The 16,936-nt window shown below is 71.4% G+C and carries 11 protein-coding genes and 1 other RNA gene (1 of these 12 running past the window's edge); 6 read left to right on the forward strand and 6 right to left on the reverse strand.

The annotated features are described in order from the left end of the window. The first annotated feature begins 260 nt into the window (after positions 1–260). The 3 genes from FrCorBMG51_RS04940 to FrCorBMG51_RS04950 all read left to right on the forward strand — a co-directional run bounded on the left by FrCorBMG51_RS04940 (position 261) and on the right by FrCorBMG51_RS04950 (position 6,020). On the forward strand, positions 261–689 hold the full coding sequence (locus tag FrCorBMG51_RS04940) for a sigma-70 family RNA polymerase sigma factor (RefSeq protein WP_235433317.1): 429 nt from the start codon (positions 261–263) through the stop codon (positions 687–689). Between the two features lie 227 nt (positions 690–916). Continuing rightward, entirely contained in the window at positions 917–3,946 is a 3,030-nt protein-coding gene (fxsT, locus tag FrCorBMG51_RS04945) for an FxSxx-COOH system tetratricopeptide repeat protein (protein ID WP_235433318.1), read from the forward strand. 808 nt (positions 3,947–4,754) lie between these two features. Beyond that, positions 4,755–6,020, forward strand: coding sequence for a trypsin-like serine peptidase (locus tag FrCorBMG51_RS04950; protein WP_086055252.1), 1,266 nt, complete (start codon positions 4,755–4,757; stop codon positions 6,018–6,020). Positions 6,021–6,084: 64 nt separating this feature from the next. Here the strand turns inward: FrCorBMG51_RS04950 and FrCorBMG51_RS24690 are convergent, their stop codons facing one another. Beyond that, positions 6,085–6,906 carry a DUF2182 domain-containing protein gene (locus tag FrCorBMG51_RS24690; protein WP_052914316.1) on the reverse strand — a complete coding sequence of 274 codons (822 nt, stop codon included), beginning with the start codon at positions 6,904–6,906 and terminating at the stop codon, positions 6,085–6,087. A 14-nt stretch (positions 6,907–6,920) separates the two neighbouring features. Continuing rightward, positions 6,921–9,026, reverse strand: a complete 2,106-nt coding sequence (locus tag FrCorBMG51_RS24695) for a DUF8189 domain-containing protein (protein ID WP_052914317.1) — start codon at positions 9,024–9,026, stop codon at positions 6,921–6,923. 641 nt (positions 9,027–9,667) lie between these two features. On the opposite strand from FrCorBMG51_RS24695, the gene FrCorBMG51_RS32390 reads away from it, so the two are divergent. Next, positions 9,668–10,210, forward strand: coding sequence for a tetratricopeptide repeat protein (locus FrCorBMG51_RS32390; protein WP_086055253.1), 543 nt, complete (start codon positions 9,668–9,670; stop codon positions 10,208–10,210). 310 nt (positions 10,211–10,520) lie between these two features. On the opposite strand, the gene rnpB is transcribed toward FrCorBMG51_RS32390, so the two are convergent. After that, positions 10,521–10,932, reverse strand: an RNA gene (rnpB, locus tag FrCorBMG51_RS24725) — RNase P RNA component class A. A 278-nt stretch (positions 10,933–11,210) separates the two neighbouring features. On the opposite strand from rnpB, the gene FrCorBMG51_RS04970 reads away from it, so the two are divergent. Both FrCorBMG51_RS04970 and FrCorBMG51_RS04975 read left to right on the forward strand, forming a co-directional pair. After that, entirely contained in the window at positions 11,211–11,669 is a 459-nt protein-coding gene (locus FrCorBMG51_RS04970; protein WP_047221928.1) for a lipopolysaccharide assembly protein LapA domain-containing protein, read from the forward strand. A gap of 289 nt (positions 11,670–11,958) precedes the next feature. Next, the gene (locus FrCorBMG51_RS04975; RefSeq protein ID WP_052914318.1) at positions 11,959–15,450 is read left to right on the forward strand and encodes a DEAD/DEAH box helicase; all 3,492 of its coding nucleotides are present in this window, start codon (positions 11,959–11,961) and stop codon (positions 15,448–15,450) included. 46 nt (positions 15,451–15,496) lie between these two features. Here the strand turns inward: FrCorBMG51_RS04975 and FrCorBMG51_RS04980 are convergent, their stop codons facing one another. The 3 genes from FrCorBMG51_RS04980 to FrCorBMG51_RS04985 all read right to left on the reverse strand — a co-directional run. Then, positions 15,497–16,639 (reverse strand): bifunctional RNase H/acid phosphatase, encoded by a 1,143-nt coding sequence (locus FrCorBMG51_RS04980; RefSeq protein WP_047221929.1) that lies wholly within the window; start codon positions 16,637–16,639, stop codon positions 15,497–15,499. Between the two features lie 115 nt (positions 16,640–16,754). Next, positions 16,755–16,913 (reverse strand): C4-type zinc ribbon domain-containing protein, encoded by a 159-nt coding sequence (locus FrCorBMG51_RS34475; protein WP_476742106.1) that lies wholly within the window; start codon positions 16,911–16,913, stop codon positions 16,755–16,757. Beyond that, on the reverse strand, positions 16,849–16,936 hold the final stretch of the coding sequence (locus FrCorBMG51_RS04985) for a zinc ribbon domain-containing protein (protein WP_476742107.1). The gene runs 584 nt beyond the window's last position; the window shows 88 of its 672 coding nt (coding positions 585–672); its start codon lies off the right edge, out of view; its stop codon occupies positions 16,849–16,851. Before FrCorBMG51_RS04985 ends, FrCorBMG51_RS34475 begins: the two co-directional genes overlap by 65 nt.

Raw genomic sequence — 16,936 nt, forward strand, 5'->3', positions numbered from 1 at the left:
CAGGTCTGGACCCGCCGCGGACAACAGCCCATCATGATCGTGGCGACATGCCCGTGAGCGGCTCGTCCAGTGGGCGCAGCGGTGTTGTGCCCGGTACCCGCCCCTTACGTCCAGGACGTTGGCAATCCGGGGGCGGTCCAGCGCCGAAGTACTGGTGACAGCGTCACAGTCGGAGGTGCTCATGCGCGTCGTGGCACGCGGCGATCAGTCCCTGGCGCCGCATCCTGGCACCCTGGAGTCGTTGTTCGACCGCGTCGCACGTGGCCGATCAGCAGGCGTTCGAGAGCCTCTATACCGCGGTGGCCGGGCCTGTCATGGGCCTGCTGCGCGCGCTGGTACGGGATCCGGCCCAGTCGGAGGAGGTCGCCCAGGAGGTGCTCATCGAGGTGTGGCGGTGCGCGGCCCGCTTCGACGCGCGGCAGGGCAGCGCCATGGCGTGGATCATGACGTTGGCCCACCGCCGCGCGGTGGACCGGGTGCGCTCGGCGCAGGCGGCGGCGGACCGTGAGCGCAGGGCCGGGGCGCGCGATCGCGGCCAGGCGTTCGACGAGGTCAGCGAGCAGGTCGAGCGCCGTCTGGAGCGTGCGCAGGTGCGACGCTGTCTGGAGCATCTGACCGATCTGCAGCGGGAGTCGGTGATGCCGGTCGGCCTCCGAGACATGGAAGGGGGATCGCTCGGAACCGGATAGCCGGGCCACGTCTTTATGATCGTGACTTTTCCCAGTAACGGCCCGGGATGCAATCCCACCTCCCGGGCCGTTACTGGGATCGCCGGAGAGCGCGGGGACGCCCGCCACGCCGACACATGATTCGCCGCTGTCTGGCCCCCTGCGGCCCGACCCGTTCCCGTCATCGTCCGCTGTCGGACAGTGCCAGGGCAGTGGCCGGCAGCGGTTTGCGGTGAAATCCTGTCGGTGTGATCGGTGACGGGGGCGATGACGGGTTCGAGTGGGATTTTTTTGTCTCGTACACGCAGGCGGATCGGGGCTGGGCGGAGTGGGTGGCCTGGGAGTTGGAGGCCGCCGGGTTCCGGGTGTTGATCCAGGCGTGGCACATGGTCGCGGGGATGTCCTGGTCGCAGCGGATGGCCGAGGGGATGAACCGGTCGGCCCGGACGGTGGCGGTGCTCTCCCCGGCGTATGTGGCCTCGCAGGCGTGCGGGGCTGAATGGCAGGCGGCGTGGCGGGCTGATCTGGTGGGGGTGCGGCGGCGGTTGCTGCCGGTGCGGGTGGCCGCGTTCGATCCGCCGGCGCCGTTTGACGGGATTGTGTACACCGATCTGGTCGGGGTGGCCGCGCAGGTGGCGGTGGGCCGGTTGGCGGCGGCGGTGGACGCGGTGCGGACCGGTGAGGCGCGGCCGACCGCGCCCCCGGTGTTTCCCGGCGGGTCGGGGAGCCTGGAAAGTAGCGGGTCGGAGGGGGTGGAGGGTCGCCGGCCGCGGTTTCCGGGGGTGGCGCCGGCGGTGTGGTCGGTGGACTGGCCGCGTAACCGGTGGTTTACCGGCCGGGATGTGGAGCTGTCGCTGCTGCGGGAGCGGCTGGCCGGTGGGGGGACGGCGGTGGCGCTCCCGGTGGCGGTGCACGGGCTGGGTGGGGTGGGGAAGACCCAGTTGGCGGTGGAGTACGCCTACCGGCACGCCCGCGACTACGACCTGGTGTGGTGGGTGCCGGCGGAGGAGCCGGCGGTGGCGGTCGCGTCGTTGGCGCGGCTGGCGGAGCGCTGCGGGGTCGCGGTGGCGGGGGCGGCGGAGGAGTCCGCCCGGGCGGTGGTGGGCCTGCTGGCTGCGGGCCGCCGGTACCGGCGCTGGCTACTGGTGCTGGACAACGCCGGCAAGCCGGCTGATCCGTTCGGGGTGCTGGCGGCGGCGGTGAGTGGCGGGCATGTTCTGATCACGTCACGGGACAGCCGGTGGTCCCGGCTGGTCAACACTGTGGAGGTCGACGTGCTGCCCCGGCCGGAAGCGGTCGGGCTGCTGCGGGCCCGCGTCCCCACGATCAGCGAGGTGGACGCGGCACGGATCGCCGCCGCGGTCGGGGACCTGCCACTGGCGCTGGAACAGGCCGGAGCGTGGCTGGCGGAAACCGGGATGGCGCCCGCAGACTATGCCGATCTTCTTGTCGACCAGCTACGGACGCGCACGGCCAGGAGAGGGCCGGACGGGCCGCCGGCCGGGGCCAGCGGACCCCGGCGGGTGCTCCTGACCAAGGGTGCGCCGGACGGTGTGCAGCCGGTCGCGGCAACGTGGACGGTCACACTGCACGGCGTGGACGACCCGGCGGTGGTGATGCTGGCCCGGCTGTGGGCGCACTTCGGCCCGGAACCGATCCCGGCCGATCTCGTCCGTCCCGAGACCGCCGGACTGCTGCCCGAACCGTTACGGGAGGTAGCGGCCGATCAGCTGCGGCTGCCGGAGACCGCCGGCTGGCTGGCGCGGCTGGCGGTCGTCCGGCATGTCGACGGCACGGTGGTCATGCACCGGCTGGTGCAGGCCGTGCTCCGCGACGACACCCCCGCCGCGCTGCGGCCCCGGTTGCGTACGGCCGTGCACCGGCTGCTGGCCGCCGGGCATCCGCNNCTGGCCGCCGGGCATCCGCCGCACCGGAACCGTCCTGACAGCTGGCCCCGCTACGCCCGAATCCACCCCCATGCCGTCGCGACCGGCCTCGTGGAGGACGATCACCCGGACAGCCGCATCATGATCATTCGCCTGGTCCGCTACCTGCGGGCACGCGGCGACTACCCGGGCAGCCACAGCCTGGGACGCGACGCCCACACCCGCTGGTCGTCCGTCCTCGGCGAGGACCACCCGCACACGATCGCCGCTCTGGGCAGCCTCGCGCGCACGGTGCGGGCGCAGGGCAACTACGCCGAGGCCCGGGCCATGTTCGACGACGTGCTCACTCGGCGCCGCCGCATCCTCGGCGAGGAACACCCCGACACGATCACCGCCGCGCGTAACATCGCTTTCACGGTACGAATGCAGGGCGACTACGCCGAAGCACAGTCGATGTTCGACAACGTGCTCACCCGATCGCGCCGCATCCTCGGCGAGGACCACCCGCATACGATCACCGCCGCGCACGAACTCGCGTTCACGGTACGGGTACAGGGCGACTACGCCGAAGCCCGGAGCATGTTCGACGACGTGCTCACCCGGCGCCGCCGCATCCTCGGCGAGGACCACCCCGACACGATCACCGCCGCGGCCAATCTCGCGTTCACGATGAGGCTGCTGGGCGACTATGCCAGGGCGTGGACGATGTTCAACGACGTGCTCGCCCGGCGGCGCCAGGTCCTCGGCGAGGAGCATCCGGACACGATCACCGCCGCGGCCAATCTCGCGGGCCTGTTGCGGGTGCGGGGCAAGCACGGCGCGGCACAGGCCGGCATCGAAGACGTACTCACCCGACGGCGACGAATTCTTGGCGAGGAGCACCCAGACACGATTACCGCCGTGCACGACCTCGCCGTCACGCTACGGACGCAAGGCCACCACGCCGAGGCACGGACGATGCTCGACGACGTACTCGCCCGGCGCCGGCGCGATCTCGGTGAGGACCACCCCGACACAATCACCGCCGCCCACAACCTCGCGTTGACGGTACGAGCACAGGGCGACTACGCCGAAGCACGAACGATGCTCGACGACGTGCTCGCCCGATCACAACGCATCCTCGGCGAGAACCACCCGGACACGGTCACCGCCATACGCAACATCGCAGTCACGTTACGGCTACAGGGCCGCTACACCGAGGCCCGGACAAGGTTCGATGACGTCCTCGCCCGGCGCCGGCGGATACTCGGCGAGGACCACCCTGACACGATCACCGCCTCGCGTAACCTCGCGGCCGTCCTGCGTATACAGGCCGACCAGATCAGAACACGCACAACGCCCGGCGACACACTCACCGGCCCGAAGCCGCATGCCCCCGAGCCCTCGGCCTGAACCAGGACCGGCGGCCTTCCTCCCTCCCCCATCACACCCCGTGCACCGCGCTCCGGACGCCATTCCGTGGGGTAGTAATGTCGGTGCGGTGAGTTTCCGGTTGGCGGCCGCCAACAGAGTGAGACGGGTCGGGAAAGGTACGGGTCGGGAAAGGTAACGGCCTTTTCCTCTTCCAAGGCGGGAGGCCGCCGTCCCGTGTCCCGTCCAGGCGGGCGGTGGTCATGCGCCGAATTCCGCCGCCTCACCGCTCGATCGGCCCCGGCGGGCGGAAGACCCGGCCGATGACCCGGTCACGAGGCTTGGACACCCGCGACGGATGTCGTCGACGGTGCGACCGAACCGCGGCGGCCCCGGATTCTCCATCTCCGGGCGGTCGCCGAACACAACACAAGCGCGGACGGGACGGGAGTGTCGCGCCGGCGGCAGCCGTCATGCGCCACCGCTGACGCGCCGGACGGGGATCAGGGGGTGCTCCCGGGCGGCACGGGACGAGGGCGGGTGGGCCGTTGCCCGGGCCCCGCCGGGGTAAGTGACACGCGGTGCACAAAAAAAGAACCGGTGTGTAAAAGGTACTGGCGCCGCCACGGGGCCTTCTCTACTCTTGAATCGTCGGTTGACAGCATGGCAGGGCGGCCCGGGGGGTGACATGCGGCGCGCACGGAAATGTTGCACTGAAGGCGCCCGCGCCGCGACAGGATCTTCTCCACGATAGTCCGCGCGCCGCTTTTTCTGAAATTTTGCCAGCGACTTTTCCCGACGGGCCGGCGTGTCGTTCCGGCCCAGTTTCCGACGACCTGCGGGGGCCACAATGTCAGTGGAGGAGGTACCGTCCGAGCTGCGGGCCGCCGTCGCGGCCCGGGTGGCGGACAGAAGCGAACAGCGCCAAGGAAAAATCGCGGTCCTGCGGGAGCGGGGTGGAATCGCGCGGGCGGACGAGCCGGCCCGGGNGGCGGACGAGCCGGCCCGGGTGGCGACCCGGATCGACCGGCTGGCCCGTTTCTACCCGGATGTGCGGCCGGTCAGCCCGGCCGCGGTGGCCGCCGGGGAACCAGCCGCCACCGCGGCGGCAAGCGCCGTCCTGGAACGGATCCTGGCAACGAACGACCTGCTCGGGGTCGGTTACCTGGAAGGCGGTGTCGCCGCCGCGCGGTCGGTCGGCCGGGTCGTCATCCGGGACGGGCGGGGCCGGCTGGCCGGCTACGGCACCGGCAGCCTGGTCTCCCCGGAGCTGCTGCTGACCAATCATCACGTGCTCCCCGACGCCCGGACGGCCGGGTTCAGCGGTGTCGAATTCGACTATCAGGACGCGCCCGACGGCCGGCCGCTGGCACCCGTCCCCTTCGCGCTGGACCCGGCCCGGTTCTTCATCGCCGACCAGCGGCTGGACTTCGCGCTGGTCGCGGTGCGGGCCGCCCCGGCGGAGCTGGCCCGGTTCGGGTTCAACCGGCTGTTCGAAGGGGAGGGCAAAGCCATCGTCGGGGATTTCGTCACGATCATCCAGCATCCCGGCGGGGGGAAGAAGCAGGTCGCGCTGCGGGAGAACCGGATCGTGGACCTGCTCGACCTGTTCCTGCACTACGAGACGGACACCGAACCCGGATCGTCCGGTTCGCCGGTCTTCAACGACCAGTGGGAGATCGTCGCGCTGCACCATGCCGCCGTCCAGGCGCCGGACCACAGGGAACTCGGCGGCTTTGTCAACGAGGGGATCCGGATCAGCCGGCTGCTGGCCTTCCTCCGCTCCCAGCCCCTTCCGCCGGAGCAGCAGGCCCTCCTCGACCGGATCTCCGCCGACCCGGCAGCCCCGGCAGCTCCGGCCAGCCCGCCCACGGCCGTCGCCCCGCCAGAGCGGGCTCCCGAGACCGTCGGTGGCGGGCCTCGGCTCGCGCTCACGGTCCCGTTCGACATCCGGCTGCGCGGCGACCTGGTCAGCCCCGGCCCGCCCGCCTCCACCGGCGAGGACACAGCCCGGACCGGCCCGGACCATGCTGTCTTCCGCGGCTACGCACCAGACGGCCACGGCCCCGAAGGCGACCCGGGCACACCGTGGCCGGAGGTCACGTCGCGCTCCTGACCTGTTCGGCCCGGGCCCGGTGGGCGGGTGAGGGGCGTCCGCTACCGCGTCAGCCCGCCGCTCCTCACCCGCTGAGCACCAGGAACGCCGCGGTCAGGGTGAGCGCGACGGCGGACAGGCCCGGCAGGCGGCGGCCGACACGGGTCAGTTCCTCGGCGGAGACGACCACGGTCAACGCGATCATCCAGACGACGGCGCCGTGCTCGACGACGGCCATGAGAACCATCAGCGGCCAGCAGGAGAGCACGCATCGTCTGCCGTGCAGGAACGCGAACCGCGCGCACGCGACGTCCGCCCGCCGTCCGACCGGCGGCAGCGGCACGGTGCGCCGGCACTGGGCCAGGCTCCGGCGCTTGATCCCGCTGGCCTGCCAGAGCGCCGCGGCCGCGAGCGCGGCCAGCAGCAGTGCCCGGCCGCCGACGCCGGCGACGTCGGTGGCCGCGCGCACGCCGAGCAGGGCCACGAGGCCGAACAGGGCCCAGACCGCGATGTAGGTGGCGACGAAGACGGTCATCGCCCGGGCCCGCCGCTCCCGGATGCTGTTGAGGGCGACGTGGCGGGTGGCCGGCAGCGCCACCGGCAGCATCATCGCCACCGACATGACCGTCCAGACCGACAGCGCGGCGGGCAGGCCGTCCAGCAGCGTGCTCCACCCGCCGCGTCCGCCGGCACCGCCGCCCACGGCGGCGGCGTGTCCATGCGCCGGCCCGTGGTGGGCCGCCGGGTGGTGGCCTGGGCCGTGCCCGCTCAGCAGCACGCCGCTCAGCAGCACGGCCCAGGCCACCACGACGACCAGCGCGAACGGCCACTCGGGCCGCCAGCGCAGGGCGACGGCGGCCCGGCGCCGGTATTCCCGTAGCTGTCCCTGTCCGGGAGGGCTGAGCACGGCCGGCCCGGCCGTCAGGCCACGAACAGGCTCACGCGACCGATCCGGACCGGTGGGGTCACGGGCGCGGCCTCGGGCTCGACGGCCGCCACGCCCGGCGGCGGGAGCACCCGGATCGGCTCGAACGTCACCACCACGGATCCCGGGTCCCACTCGCCGCGCTCCCGCAGCACCCGCACCTGCTCGGTCGCGTCGAAGACATGGCCGAACCCGCTGTCGCCGTGCGCCCGCTCCGGGTCGGCGGCGGCCGCGACACCGAAGAGCGAGACGTTGCCGATGTGCAGGCGCTCGCTGTCCGCGGCGTCCGGCCTGCCCAGGTAGACGGCGTAGGCGAGGCCCGGGTCGCGCTCGGCCTCGACGTCGTCGACGCTGATCAGCACCTGGCCGCTGTCGCCACCGCCGGCCACGACGCCCCTGGTGCTCTCCGGGACGGTCAGCCGCGCCGTGGCGGTGGCACCGGTGAGCACCAGTGTTTCCTCCGTGGCCCCGCCGAGCTCGGGCGGGCCGCTGGGCGGTGACGGGGGAACCGCCACTTCGATCACCTTCCGCTCGGGTGTCGCGGGCGCGTCGTCGTAGACATAACCGAGCTGTGTCGCGGTGTCAACGACGTCCGCTCCGGTCAGGGTCACCTGGGCGCCGGTCTCGTCGTGGAAGACGAAGGACTGGGTCAGCCACGCCGCCTCCGTCGGGTTCGCCCGGCCGCCCCCCCGCGCGAGCCAGACGTTCCACAGCCGGTCGATGTTGGCGTGGTGCAGCCAGAAGATCGGGTCGAGGGCGGCGCAGTTGGGGTCGGTCATGAGCGCGGCCCCGCAGGGGGTGGCGCTGGTGGCGGAACCACCGATCGTCGGGTGCAGGACGTTGTGCGGAGTCGACTCCAGAGCTCCGAGGGCGCTGCCGAAATGAGCCGGCCCGGTCCGTCCGCCGCCGAAACTCGGCTGGCCGGGCAGCGCCGAGAAGTTCGTCCGGGCCAGCGCGGCAGCGCTCGTCGTCGCGGCCGGCGGTATCTGCCCGCCGGCCACCAGGGCCGCGTCACGGCCGGGGGCCGGCACGAACAGCGGGTTGGCCGTCCCGTCGGGCAGTGTCGGCGTCCGGAAGGCGGGCGGCAGCGTGTTGCCCGGGAAAGGACGGTCGTAGTTCCAGTACGGCAGCGCGAAGTCGGCCGGACCGCCCGCGTCGAGCACGACTTTACGGACGATACGCTCGAAATAGTACAGATATATGCGGTGCCAGGGGAGGAAGAACCAGCTCCGGTGCTGGCATTCGTTCCAGTTCGCCCCGGGCGGCGGCGTGCGGTACGAGCCGTGGATCGCCGCCTGGTAGGTCAGGCTGGTGGGGTCGGACGCGGGTCGTGCCCGCAGCACCTGAACCGCCTTGGCATAGGCAAGGGTGATCGGGTCGAAGGGGCTGTCCGCCTGCAGCGACCAGGCTTCCCGCCGCACGAGAACGGCCGGTGCCGGCGCGTCCCACCACTGGTGCCACAACGCGCTGTCGGTGCCCGCGGCGAAGGCGTCGACGCGGTTCGGCCCCCACGAGACGGCGGCCGGGGCGGAGGTCAGCGTGCCACCGAGGCTCTCCCAGTCACCCCAGCCGTTGTCGTACCACCGGTGCCACAGCGCACTGTCGGTGCCGGCGGCGAACACGTCGATGCGGCCCGGGCCCCACGAGACCGCGGCGGGTGACGACGTGAGCGTGCCGCCGAGACTCTCCCATTCGCTCCAGCCGTTGTCATACCACCGGTGCCACAGTGCGCTGTCGGTCCCCCGCGCGAACACGTCGAGCCGCCCCGCGGCCCACGAGGACACCGCCGGCCCGGAGGTGAGCGTGCCGCCGAGGCTCTCCCATTCGCTCCAGCCGTTGTCATACCACCGGTGCCACAGTGCGCTGTCGGTCCCCCGCGCGAACACGTCGATGCGGCCGGAGGCCCAGGAGACCGCGGCCGGTTCGGAGGTCAGGACGCCGCCTAGGCTCTCCCATTCGCTCCAGCCGTTGTCATACCACCGGTGCCACAGTGCGCTGTCGGTCCCCCGCGCGAACACGTCGAGCCGCCCCGAACCCCACGACGCGGCCCCGGGGCCGGACGTCAGTACTCCTCCGAGGCTTTCCCACGTCTGCCAGGCCATGGTTTTCCCTTCCCCCGTCCACGGATGTCAAGAAAATGCTTCGCCGCCCCGCGTTCAGAGAACAATGGCGGCCGGCAACCCGGCGGACCATGCGGGGAACATATTCTGACGACGCGCAAACAATATTGTGGACGCTGCGCCCACCCCCGCCCCGGTACGCTGGCAGCTATTTATAGCACGGGGGTGGACGCAGACAACAGGTACAGGTCCAAACGCCACGGAATTAAGATTTCCGATCTTCTTTGGGGGTGACACGGCGGTGCGCCGGCCTGTATGGCCGGCCGTGGCCATGGGCCAGCGATGCTGGCATGGCAGGCTGCCGTGCCGGTTGATGGCTGCCGGCAGCGTGCCTTCATCCGCTGGTGATGCGTCGCGTCGCCCCGGCGACCGGAGAAACCGAAATCATGCCCGTGCCGTGCGGAGCCACGCGGCATCAACATACCGCCGTGCGCCCTGTCCGCCCAGCTCAGAAGCGGTGGGGTGGATAAGCCGGCCGGTACGCCAGGAGATGCGACGGCCAGGGCCCCGGCCTGCGCAATTCCCCCGTTTCAGCGCCCTGAGCTGGGTACATACTTCTCGGCACCTTCCGGCGTTCGCCCGCTCATGGTGCTGCCAACGATTGCTGTCGGGCATGACGCCAGATGATCGACACGGCGACAGCGTCGCCTCATTCCACAAGTCCGGGAAGTCTGTGGCGTGGCCATCGCCGGCCTGCCCCGGAGGGGACCGTCAGAAGATCTTCCGGCAGCTGCCGACGCCGGGGCCTCCACCTGCGGAAATGGCTCGCTGGCGCTGGGTATTACACCGTTACTCAGGCATTCTCCATCCTCGGCCCCGACCACCCCGACACCCTGACCACCCGTGGCAACCTCGCCTACACCTACCGGACGGCGGGGCGGGTGACGGAGGCCATCGGCCTGTACGAGCAGACCCTTACCGACCGGCTGCGCATCCTCGGCCCCGACCACCCCGACACCCTGACCACCCGCAACAACCTCGCCAGCGCCTACCAGACGGCGGGGCGGCTGGGCGAGGCGATCGGCCTGTTCGAGCAGACCCTCACCGACCGGCTGCGCGTCCTCGGCCCCGACCATCCGCAGGTCGTCACGATCAGGAGGAACCTGGCCGCCGCCACCGGTGTCGCGGAACGTCCGGGATGGATCAGGAGACTTCTCAGACGGTGACCACAGGTGGTCTCGTAGCTGGCAGGCCGAGGGGCCGGTCAGCTTCGTCCGCCCCGCTCGGACAGGTCGTCGCGAGTGCTGTCGAACGCGCCGATGAAGGGCAGGCGCCCTGCGCATCAGCCCGATCGGGGCTCGTCGTCCGTTTCGGGCCGCGGGCGGGCGCGGGCGGTGAACCGTCCTGGTCACCGGTGCCTTTTCAGCTGGGCGTCGCAAGCGCCGGGCCGTCGGCTCCGTGCTCGGCGCTCCCCCGGGCCAGGTACGGGCCATGATCACGGGATACTGCTGTCCGCCCAGCTCAGGGGCGGTGGGGCGGATGAGTCGACCTATACGCCGGGTTCTGTGGGCCGGGGCCGTGAGACGGCTCCGGCTGGCGGTCATCCATCTCGGGCTGCCGTTGCCGACAGCCTCCAGCGGTCCACCCGCAGGCTCGGGCGGGCAGCCCTCGAACGCCTGCGCAGCCCCGGAGCCCGAAAGCTCCGGAACCTTTTGACCTTGCTCCGGGTGGGGTTTACCTAGCCGCCCGGGTCACCCCGGGCGCTGGTGCGCTCTTACCGCACCGTTTCACCCTTACCGGCGTCCGAGGACGCCGGCGGTCTGTTTTCTGTGGCACTGTCCCGCGGGTCACCCCGGGTGGGTGTTACCCACCACCCCGCCCTGTGGAGCCCGGACGTTCCTCGGCGGCTCCGCGTGAGCGGAACCGACGCGACCGCCTGGCCGACTCATCCGTGACCGTCAGCATATGACACCACAGACGCCCCGGCTCACCCCGACGGTCCGCGGCGGGGATACTGCGTGCCAGAACAACATCAGATGCCAGGACGGGCACCGGCCGTCACCGCACCTGGCAACCTGACGCGGCTGTCAACGGGGTCGTCCGGGGCTGACCCGACAACAACAGGCCGAACGAACACGCCGGTTCGGAAGAACACATCGCCCGAAAGAACGCACCATCATCTGGAAGAGCACGACACCACCTGGAAGACGAGGGACGGGACAGGCTGTGACAACGCCCGGGGAACCCACCAAAAAGATCGACTACACCCGTCCGGTGACGCCGCCATCCGCCGGCGCGGCGACAGCCGGTGGCGGCCCGGTCGCGCCCGCTCCGCCCGGCCCCGGATCCGTTCCGCCGCCCGCCGGGCCCACGCCGCCGCCTGCCGGGCCCGCGCCGGCCGGCGGGCGTCGCGGCGTCAGCTATGTCGTCTATGCCGTCACCGTCCTCGTCCTGCTGCTCGCGATCGCCGTGATCGTGTTCGTCGTGCGCAACGACCAGCGGGTGAACGTGTGGCTGTTCGGCTCCATCCATAACACCTCGCTCGCGGGCGCGCTCGCCGCGTCGGCGGCGGCCGGCCTGGTGATCGGGCTGCTGGTCGGCCTGATCACCCAGGTCAAGGTCCGCCGGGAACTGCGCCAGTACCGCCGCGGCAGGCACCCGGCCCAGCAGTCCCAGACCCCCTGACCTGGCCTGACAGGTCGGCCCCTCCAACCGGGCTGTCGGATGTCCATGCCTGCCAGCAGACCGCGTCCCAGCGTGACCGCAATCTGACACATCGGAAATCAACTCCGGTAGCCAGTCAGAAAGAGCAGGTGCGGTCACCACGTCCAGCCGGGTTCAGTCGGCCATCTTCGCCGGGCGGAACTCCCTATGGATCTTCCCGCGGCCAGAACCGGTTCCCGATGCGGGCGACCAAACGGGTACGCTCCGTATAAAAGGCTGTTGCTTTCCGCGGAGAAATGAGGCTATCGGGGTGGTCTCGGCGCGTGTGGAGCGGCGGCGCAGGGCACAGATCGTGCGGTACTGGCGTGCCGTCGAGATGTTCAGCCCCCAGCAGGTCGGCAAGGTCTCGCCCGGCAACCGGATGTACCCGGTCGACGGCGGTCGGCCGCTGCCGTGGGAGCGGAGGCATCCGCTGCGGGCAGTACCCCTGGCCGAGGGAACGGTGTGGCAGCACACGGTGTACTGCGGGATCTACCGCATCGCCGCGGTGCGGGATGTGCTGCTGGAGGTCTTCGGCGAGAACGAAGAGGACCACGATGCGCGCATCGACGGAGACAGCGCGCTACTCGCCTTCCAGGCCACCGACGAAGGGCGGATCATCCATGACTCGATCACCTTCTCCGCGTGTGCCTGGGCGGTCGGACGAGCGCGTAGTCCGGGGCCGAGAAAGGACGGATGGCTCGACGGCTTCGACGACGAGGCCAAAGCCTGTGAGCAGATCGTCCTCGACGTCGGGGATGGCAGGCTGGAGGTCGTGGAACGCGCGGCCGGGCGGCTGAAGCCGTTCGCCGGGCTGTTCTGCGAGATCGCGCTCGGCGCGGCGGGCGGTGCGGTTGCGCCACTGGTCGCGCCGCTGCTGGGTGACGCGGCCGCGGGGGCGCTGGTCGGTGCCGCGGAGGCCGGGGCGCAGCATGCGCTGGATGATCATATGGACGGCGCCGCGGGAGACCGGCGTGCGGAAGGCGACGAGCCCCCGAGGCTCGGTGACAAGCCGTTGACGGTGCCGGACCTGTCCGCCGTCACCCGATGGCTGTCAGAACGCTTCGGTGTCACCGCCGATCTGGCGCCCATGGCCATCCGCGTCCAGAGCCGGCAGGTCTCCGTCAAACGTGCCGACAATGCGGCGGGCACGGACTTTCTCAACAGCTTCATCGCGGCCGACCTGGCGCTCGTGGCCGACAGACTGTCCGAATCCGAGCCCGGGAAGGCACTGCGCGACTATCTGACGGCGGCCACCGCCATTCCCACCAACCATCGCGTCGACCTACGGCGTAACCCCGACGCCGTGCTCGCCGGTGTGCGGCCGGAGCGATTCCCGCTGGGCCGCTGGCCCGCGAAGACGGAACATCCCCTGGTGCTCAGCCAGCAGTTCTCCGTCAACGCCATCCTGGCGCACCTTGCCGACAGCGAAGGCGTCTACGCCGTCAACGGGCCGCCGGGCACCGGCAAGACCACCCAGCTACGTGACCTCATCGCGGCCGTGCTCGTGCTACGCACCCAGCGTCTCGCCGAGCTTACCCGGCCAGCGGATGCCTTCACCGGCCAGACTCATCGGTGGACCACGGCCGACCTGCACCGGTCGGTGTGCGCACCGATCAGCACGCTGACCGGCTTCGAGATCGTCGTCGCATCGGCGAACAACGGCGCCGTGGAGAACGTGTCCAAACAGCTCCCCGAGATGGATGCCGTCGACGAGGCCTGGCGTGGCGAGGCATCGTACTTCCCCGAGCAGGGCCGGCTCATCCTCGACGGCGCCGAGGCCTGGGGCACGCTCGCCGCCTCGCTGGGCAGGAAAAGCAACCGCCAGGACTTCCGCAACACCTACTGGTTCGGGACCCTGCGGGAAAGGCGCCAGGCCGCCATCACCCCCGGCCGGACCCACACCGCCCCGGTGAGACAGCCCTCCGGCCAGGGCATGCGTGACCTGCTGAAGCACCTGGCGGCAACCCAGCGGCCAGATGCCAGCGCCTGGCGGGCAGCCGTGAACCGCTTCCGCGAGGCGGAACGCACCGTCCTCGAGCTGCGCGACGAACGGCAGCGGGCCGCGCGGGCGCTGCGCGACCTGAGCGATGCGGAGCAGGCCGCCCGGACCGCTCACGACGCAGCCCGTGACGCTGAGCAACACCACCGTGCGACGCTCGCGCCGCTTGCCCAGGCATACCAGACGCTGGCCACACTGGAACGCGACGTACAACGCTGGGCCGAGCGGCGGACCGAACACCAACACAGCCGACCAGGCTTCGTCCAGGGCCTGTTCACCCTGGGTGGCGCGCAACGCGACTGGCGTGCGGAACACCAGGCCCTCACCGAGGCCCACCGTGCCGCCGAGGCCACCCATGACGAGCAGGCCAGAACGGTCACCGTCCACAAGCAGGCGCAGCTGACTGCCGACGCCGAGGCAAGGGCCGCACGGGAGGAAGCCTGGCTTGCGGAACGCCGCCGCGACGCGCTTCGGGAGACGGTGGACGCGGCCCGAGCGGTCTGGGGCCCGCATGTACCCGCCCACGACCCGGAGGCGAACGGTGCCAGCGGTGAGGATGCTGCCGACCGCGAGCTCGGCTCGCCGTGGTCCGACCCTGAGTTCACCGCCGCCCGCACCCGGCTGTTCCTCGCCGCCATGGACTTGCACCGTGCCTTCATCGAAGGCGCCGCCGACCGGATACGCAAGAATCTCGACGCGGCTATGGACGTCCTGTGCGGCAACGCGCCGAAGACCATCCCACCCGGCGCCGTACTAGCCGCCTGGCAGAACCTCTTCCTCGCCGTCCCCGTCGTCTCCACGACCTTCGCCTCCCTCGACCGGATGTTCGCCGGTCTCGGGCAGGACGCGCTCGGCTGGCTTCTGGTCGACGAGGCGGGCCAGGCGACGGCGCAGATGCCGGTCGGCGCGCTCTGGCGAGCCAGGCGCGCCGTCATCGTGGGCGATCCGCTGCAGTTGGAGCCAGTCGTCACCCTGCCCCACACCGCCCAGCAGGCACTGCGTCGCACCTACGGGGTCGACGAGGAGTGGTCGTCGTCACAGGCCTCCGCACAGCGCGTCGCCGACAGGCTGAACCGCTACGGCACCTTCCTGCCCGCGCCGGACGGGTCGGACACCGAGCACGTCTGGGTCGGCTCGCCACTGCGCGTACACCGCCGCTGCGACCAGCCGATGTTCTCCATCAGCAACGACATCGCCTACGGCGGGCTGATGGTGCACGGCGTCAGACGAGGCGAGTACGGCATCGCACGCCGCAGCGTGTGGTGGGACGTACCCGCCGGGACGAGCGCCCAGGGCAAGTGGCACCCCGCCGAGGCGGACGCCGCCAACGTCATCGTCCACCGCCTCGTCGACCAGGGACTGGATCCGGCGGTGGACCTGTTCGTCGTCAGCCCGTTCCGTGACGTCGTCGCCGGGCTGCGGGGCAGCCTGTGCCGGGTGGTGAACCGGGACCATGTCGGTACGGTCCACACCACGCAGGGCAAGGAAGCCGACGTCGTCCTGATCGTCCTCGGCGCGGGCGGCCCCCACCCGGGCCCGCGATCCTGGGCGGCCAGCAGCCCGAACCTGCTCAACGTCGCCGTCAGCCGAGCGAGAAGGCGGCTGTTCGTCATAGGTGACCATGCTGCCTGGAGCACGCACCGCTACTTCGACGCGCTGGCACGTCACCTCGACCGCCTCACCGACGACGAGCAGGCTGCCATGCGCCGCACCGCGCCCGCATCCCTCCCCACGCCCTGCCGGTGCGCACGGACACCGTGAAAGAGCGGACGAGAGCCCGGGGTGGTACAGCCCGGTGAGTTACCGGCTACTGGCCTGGCTCGACCAGGTGGGCGGCGTGGATGCCGTCGTTGAAGCTGCGCAGCACGGCCGGGCCGTCCGAGTACCAGTCGATCGTGGAGATCGACACCAGGTCGAGGTGGAGCCGGTAGAGGACCGCGGGCGAGGCGTCCAGCGCCAGCAGCGCGAGAGTCTTGATCGGGGTCACGTGCGAGACGATCAGGATCCGACTGCCCGGATGCGCGGCCAGGATGCGGTCCCGGGCGGCGGTGACCCGCCGGATCGTGGCGAGGATGCTCTCCCCGCCGGGCGGGGCGACCGACGGGTCGGCCAGCCAGGCGTTCAGCTCGTCCGGGAAGCGCTGGCGGACCTCGCCGAAGGTCAGGGTCTCCCAGGTCCCGAAGTCGGTCTCGCGCAGGTCGTCGTCGATCAGATAGTCACGGCCGAGGGCGTCCGCGGTCTGCCGGGCCCGTTTCAGCGGCGAGCAGTACACCGCGTCGAAGGGGACGTCGCGCAGCCGTCCCGCCACGGCGAGTGCCTGCGCCTGGCCGATATCGGTCAGGGTCGCGTCCACCGTGCCGCTGAACCGCTTCTCCACCGACATCGGGGTCTGCCCGTGCCGTAGCAGCACGGTGGTGGTGGGTGGCGTGGGCGGGGCCATCCAGCCCGACAGCCGGTGGGTGGTCGGTGCCTCGTGCGGGACGGGCTCCGGCGACTGGGGCTCGGGCGGCTCCCAGGTGCGGCCCTGCGCGGCGGCGTCCATGGCCTCGTTCGCCAGCCGGTCGGCGTGGGCGTTGCGCTCCCGCGGGATCCAGGTGTAGCGGACCCGCGGGAACTCCCGCGCGACGTCGGCGGCCTGCGTCGCCAGCGGCCGCATGGCCGGATGTTTGATCTTCCAGCGCCCGCTCATCTGCTCGACGACGAGCTTGGAGTCCATCCGGACCTCGACGTCGGCGTCCGGGGCAAGGTCGGCCGCGGCGCGCAGCCCGGCGATCAGGCCCTGGTACTCGGCGACGTTGTTGGTCGCCCGGCCGATCGCGCCCGCCCGCTCGGCCAGGACCGCACCGGTGTCGGCGTCGCGGACGAGCGCCCCGTACCCCGCCGGGCCCGGATTGCCCCGTGACCCGCCGTCGGCCTCGACGACGAGCCGGCGTGCCGGACGGTCACTCATGGTCGACTCCTATCCGCTCGCCGGCGCGCGGGCCCGGTCCCGTCCACCGGACCGGGCCCGTCCACGGGGCTGGTTCCCTCCGCTGGCCCGGCCATGCCCACCGGGACGACTCGGCTCACAGGCCTGATTCCGTGGTCCGGACGAGGATGCGCCGGCATTCCTCACAACGCACGACGGCGTCCACGGGAGCCGCCGCGACCTCGCGCAGGTCACCGCCGGAGAGCTCCAGGTGGCATCCTTCGCAGCGGCGCCGGACGAGCCTGGCCGCCCCCACTCCGGCGGACGAGGCTCGCAGCC

It is taken from the genome of Protofrankia coriariae, assembly GCF_001017755.1.
Classification (GTDB): Bacteria; Actinomycetota; Actinomycetes; order Frankiales; family Frankiaceae; genus Protofrankia; species Protofrankia coriariae.